Below are 4,850 nucleotides of genomic sequence, written 5' to 3' on the forward strand. Positions count from 1 at the left end.
TCGACCGTTACCGCCAATCCACCCTGCGAGCGAAATTGCCCCGTAGCAGAAGCGAAAAACCTGACGTCGATCCCGTAATACGGAGACGCAGTTCCAGCAATGAAAGCGTATTCCCAGTCCGAAAAACCGGGTGTCAGTATCAATCCCACGCGTGGCATCAGTCAGAATCCTCCATGAATGCCAATAACATAGGGCGACAACACACATACATCAAGGGCAGCCGTGGGTTGATAACGGCGCGTCATGCGTGAAACTGATCGAAGCAAATGATGTCCGATTGCTATCGGCCAAGGAAGAGGTCCGCCAAGCGCGCATTGGGTCTATGCTCAGTAAAGCCTCAAGCGACCTCCTCATGCCGGTTCAGCCGCGCGCTTATCCTGCCAGCGCAGGATAACGCCCGGGCTCATCAAAGCTGACAGAGTGAACCATGAAACAAAAAATTCTTCTTGTAGCCGTTTGTGCTGCACTCATCCAAGGCTGTGCCGCCCCTTCCAAAAGCCATGAAGAATCACCTTCAATGCCTACTACCTCAGTTGCTGTAGCCCAGCCAACCTTATCCGCTTACGACTGGAACCTAGTCTCGGCAACGGATGCGTCGGGCAAGCCTCTGGTGGCGATGAACAAAGGCATCGAGCGCAAGTTGCGTGTTGCCTTCGGTGACAAGAACCTGAGCATCAGCGGTGGCTGCAATCGTCAGTTCGGCGGCTTTCACTATCAGGACGGGGTTCTGAAGGTTCAGCCACTGGCCTCTACGCTGATGGCCTGTGACAAGAGCCTGATGGACCTTGATGCCCAGGTAGGGCGGCTGTTCAAGGGTGAGCTGCGCGCTGTGATCACCGGCGATAACGTGGCGCCGATGCTGCAACTGACGACAGCGGATGGCTCGGTGCTCAAGCTGCAAGGCGAGGCCACCCCGCAGACCCGCTACGGTAGCGAGGGTGAGGTCAAGTTTCTGGAAGTGGCGGCCAAGACGGTCAAGTGCAGCCATCCTTTGATTCCAGATTATCAGTGCCTGCAAGTGCGCGAGCGTCGTTATGACGACGCGGGCCTGCAACTGGCGACCCAAGACACCTGGCATCCGCTGTACCAGCCTATCGAAGGCTTTGTGCATCATGACGGCGTGCGCACTGTGCTGCGGGTCAAGCAGTACGAATGGAAGAATCCGCCAGCGGATGCGCCTTCGACGGTCTACGTGTTGGATATGGTGGTCGAGCAGGACGCTTCTGGCAGCAAGTAAGCGAACACAAACCCCGTAGATCAGCGTCTACGGGGTTTTTTATTTCAGGATGACTCCAGTACCGCACTTTGCTGGACTACGCCACAGCCATATACAGCAAGTTTATCAATGACTTAGGCGAGTTCAACATATGCCGGTGCTTTCTGAAACTTGACCCGGCTTCCCTTCTACTGGCTCCTACGAGGCTCCTGGGAATCGGGTCTTTCCGAGGAGTCATCATGGCTAAGATCAAGCTCACCAAGTCCGCAGTAGATGCGGCACAACCCCAAGCGCAAGCCATCGAGCTGCGCGATACCCTTGTTCCCGGCTTCCTGTGCAAGATTACGCCGGCCGGTCGCAAGGTGTTCATGCTCCAGTACCGAACCAACGCCGGCGAGCGACGCAAGCCGGCCCTGGGCCTGTTCGGCGAGCTGACCGTTGAACAGGCCCGCTCGCTGGCGCAGGAATGGCTGGCCCAGGTGCGCCGGGGCGGCGATCCGGCAGCGGACAAGGCCGAGGCACGCCAGGCACCCACCGTTGAGGAATTGTGCAAGAAGTTCATGGAGGACTACTCCAAGAAGCGCAACAAGCCCAGCACCCGAGTCGGCTATCAAGGCGTCATCGACCGCTGCATCATCCCGCTGCTGGGCCGCAAGAAGGTTCACGACGTGAAGCGGCCGGACGTTGCCGGGCTGATGGAGAAACTTTCATACAAGCAGACCGAGGCGAACAAGGCGTTCAGCATCCTGCGCAAGATGTTCAACATGGCGGAGGTGTGGGGCTATCGGCCAGACGGCACCAATCCTTGCCGCCATGTCCCGATGTTCCCTGCCGGCAAGTCCACCCATCTCATCAGCGACGACGACATGGGCAAGCTGTTCCGGCAGCTCGACAAGATCGAGGTCGAAGGGCTTGAGAACTACGTCATCCCTCTGGCGATTCGCCTGCAATTCGAGTTCGCCGCCCGCCGCTCCGAAATCGTCACGCTCGAATGGGAATGGGTCGATCTGGAGAATCGGCGCGTCGTCTGGCCCGACAGCAAGACCGGCGGCATGTCCAAGCCCATGAGCGAGGAAGCCTACCGGCTGCTTTCGACGGCACCGAGACAGGAAGGCAATCCCTATGTGCTGCCGTCGCCACGCCATCCGGCGCAGCACCTGACCACAGGCGAATATTACGGCGGCTGGTGCCGCGTGCTCAAGGCGGCGGGTGCGACGCACGTGGGGACGCATGGCATCCGCCATCGCTCTGCGACCGACATTGCCAATTCAGGTATCCCGGTCAAGGTCGGCATGGCGCTGACGGCGCACAAGACCGTCGTGATGTTCATGCGCTATGTCCACACCGAGGACGATCCAGTGCGCGAGGCGGCCGAACTGGTGGCGAACCGGCGCAAGGCGATTACCGGCGCCAAGCAGCCTCCTGCGGAGGCGACAGCATGACCAGGCGCCGGTCATCCGTGGCATCGCCCGCAGCGCCGTCGGCGCTGCTGGGCGACATTCGGGTACTGATTGAGGCGGCGCGGCAACGCGCCGCCTCGACGGTGAATAGCGAGCTGACGATGCTCTACTGGCGCATCGGCCAGCGCATCCACACGCAGGTGCGTATTCCACGCGATGGCGGACACGATTCCATGCTGATGGCGGACAGTGTTCCAGCGTGATGGCGGACAGTGTTCCACGCTGAAGGCGGACAGCATTCCAAACTGATGGCGGACACCTGCGGGGTGTTCTGAGTGACCCGAACGCGGCATACGCTGCCCGGTTTTTTGACCGGAACCAGCGATGCCCACACCCAGGGTCACCATGAGCAAACTACGACACACACTGCAACTGCTGCACCGCGGGGCCTTGAGCACCCGTCAAATCGGTGCCGCCCTCGGCATCTCCAAATCCACTGTCAGCGAGATAGCCAGCTACGCGCGCGTGGCCGGCGTGGACTGGGCACTGGCCCAGAGCCTGAACGACGACGAACTCCAGGCCCGGCTCTACAAGCCACCCGTGGCGCGCGAGTCCCGGCACCTTGAACCCGACCACGCCCACATCCACCGCGAACTGCGCCGACCTGGCGTGACGCTGCAGTTGCTTTGGGAGGAATACCAGCAACAGCACAGCGGGCAGGCGTACAAGTACAGCGCCTTCTGCGAGAAGTACAAGGCCTGGGCCCGGCGCCTGCAGCGCTCCATGCGCCAGACCCACACGGGCGGTGACAAGCTCTTTGTGGACTACGCCGGCCAGACCGTTCCCGTGGTGGATGCCGACACTGGCGAGATACGCCAGGCCCAGGTCTTCGTGGCCGTGCTGGGCGCATCGAACTACACCTACGCCTGCGCCACCGCCAGCCAGAAGGCCACCGACTGGGTGGCCAGCATCATTAGCGCGCTGGAGTTCATCGGCGGCGTGCCCCGCCTGCTGGTGCCTGACCAGCCGCGCGCCCTCATGGCCCGACCCGACCGTTACGAGCCCACCGCGCACCGCCTGCTCGAAGAGCTCTGTGCGCACTACAGCCTGGCCGTGATGCCCGCGCGCCCGGCCAAGCCACGCGACAAACCCAAGGTGGAGGTCGCTGTGCAGGTGGTCGAGCGCTGGATTCTGGCCAGGCTGCGCCACCAGACCTTCTTCAGCCTGGCCGAGCTCAACCGGGCGATTGCCGCCTTGCTGGTGGACTTGAACCAGCGCGCGTTCAAGAAGCTGCCGGGCAACCGCACTAGCGCCTTCGCCGAACTCGACCGGCCAGCCCTGCGCCCCCTGCCGCCGGTGCGCATGCCCATCGCGCGCTTCAAACCCGCCCGCGTCAACATCGATTACCACGTTGAGCTCGATGGCCACTACTACTCGGTGCCCCACGCCCTGGTGGGTGAGCCGGTGGAGTTGCGCATCACGGCCGGCACGCTCGAAGTCCTGCACGGCAGCAAACGCGTGGCCGCCCACGCCCTCAATCCCCGACGGGGTGCACACACCACCACGCCCGAGCACATGCCGGCCTCGCACCGGGCGCACCTGCAGTGGACGCCGGCCAAGCTCATCGCCTGGGGTGAGCGCGTGGGCGCGGCCACCGCCGCCGTGGTGCGCTGGCAGATGGAGCACCGCCAGCATCCCGAGCAGGGTTACCGCTCCTGTCTGGGCCTCATGCGCCTGGGCCGTGAGTACGGGGCTGACCGGCTGGAGGCCGCCTGTGCGCGGGCGCAGTCGATTCGCTCACCGTCCTACAAGAGCATCGCCTCCATCCTGGGCTGCGGCCTGGACACGCGGCCGCTGGATGCGCCGATGGCCGCACAGGCGAACCTGCCGCTGCACGAGAACGTGCGCGGGCCGGGCTACTACCACTGAACTCCAACGTGCAAGCAAACCTAACAAGGAAGAACCATGCTCAACGAACAGACCTTGAACCAACTGCGCGCCCTGCGCCTGGACGGCATGGTGGCCGCCCTCAGCGACGCGGCCACCCACATCACGGCCAGCGAGCTGCCCTTTGAACAACGCCTGGCGCTGCTGGTGCAGCGCGAGGTGGACTGGCGTGACAGCAAGCGCCTGGAGCGCCTGTTGAAGGCGGCCCGCCTGAAGGTCTCCAGTGCCTGCCTGGAGGACATCGACTGGCGCGCCAGCCGGGCCTGAGCCGAGAGGTCATCACCAGC

At 62.9% G+C, this 4,850-nt stretch carries 5 protein-coding genes and 1 pseudogene; 5 read left to right on the forward strand and 1 reads right to left on the reverse strand.

Going from position 1 to position 4,850, the window contains the following annotated elements:
- A pseudogene (locus tag DQ405_RS24060) lies at positions 1 to 158 on the reverse strand (glutamine amidotransferase); the annotation flags it as partial.
- Positions 159 to 517: 359 nt separating this feature from the next.
- On the opposite strand from DQ405_RS24060, the gene DQ405_RS24065 reads away from it, so the two are divergent.
- From DQ405_RS24065 to DQ405_RS24085, 5 genes are all read left to right on the forward strand, one after another.
- Positions 518 to 1,237, forward strand: a complete 720-nt coding sequence (locus DQ405_RS24065) for an META and DUF4377 domain-containing protein (protein ID WP_230957570.1) — start codon at positions 518 to 520, stop codon at positions 1,235 to 1,237.
- A gap of 218 nt (positions 1,238 to 1,455) precedes the next feature.
- Entirely contained in the window at positions 1,456 to 2,658 is a 1,203-nt protein-coding gene (locus DQ405_RS24070; RefSeq protein ID WP_008643195.1) for a tyrosine-type recombinase/integrase, read from the forward strand.
- Entirely contained in the window at positions 2,655 to 2,879 is a 225-nt protein-coding gene (locus DQ405_RS24075; protein WP_020423978.1) for a DUF1016 N-terminal domain-containing protein, read from the forward strand. Before DQ405_RS24070 ends, DQ405_RS24075 begins: the two co-directional genes overlap by 4 nt.
- A 121-nt stretch (positions 2,880 to 3,000) precedes the next feature.
- Positions 3,001 to 4,545 (forward strand): IS21 family transposase, encoded by a 1,545-nt coding sequence (istA, locus tag DQ405_RS24080; protein ID WP_168426338.1) that lies wholly within the window; start codon positions 3,001 to 3,003, stop codon positions 4,543 to 4,545.
- 36 nt (positions 4,546 to 4,581) lie between these two features.
- Positions 4,582 to 4,830 carry an ATP-binding protein gene (locus DQ405_RS24085; RefSeq protein ID WP_168426339.1) on the forward strand — a complete coding sequence of 83 codons (249 nt, stop codon included), beginning with the start codon at positions 4,582 to 4,584 and terminating at the stop codon, positions 4,828 to 4,830.
- Positions 4,831 to 4,850: the final 20 nt, after the last annotated feature.

This window comes from Pseudomonas sp. SST3 (genome assembly GCF_003325755.1).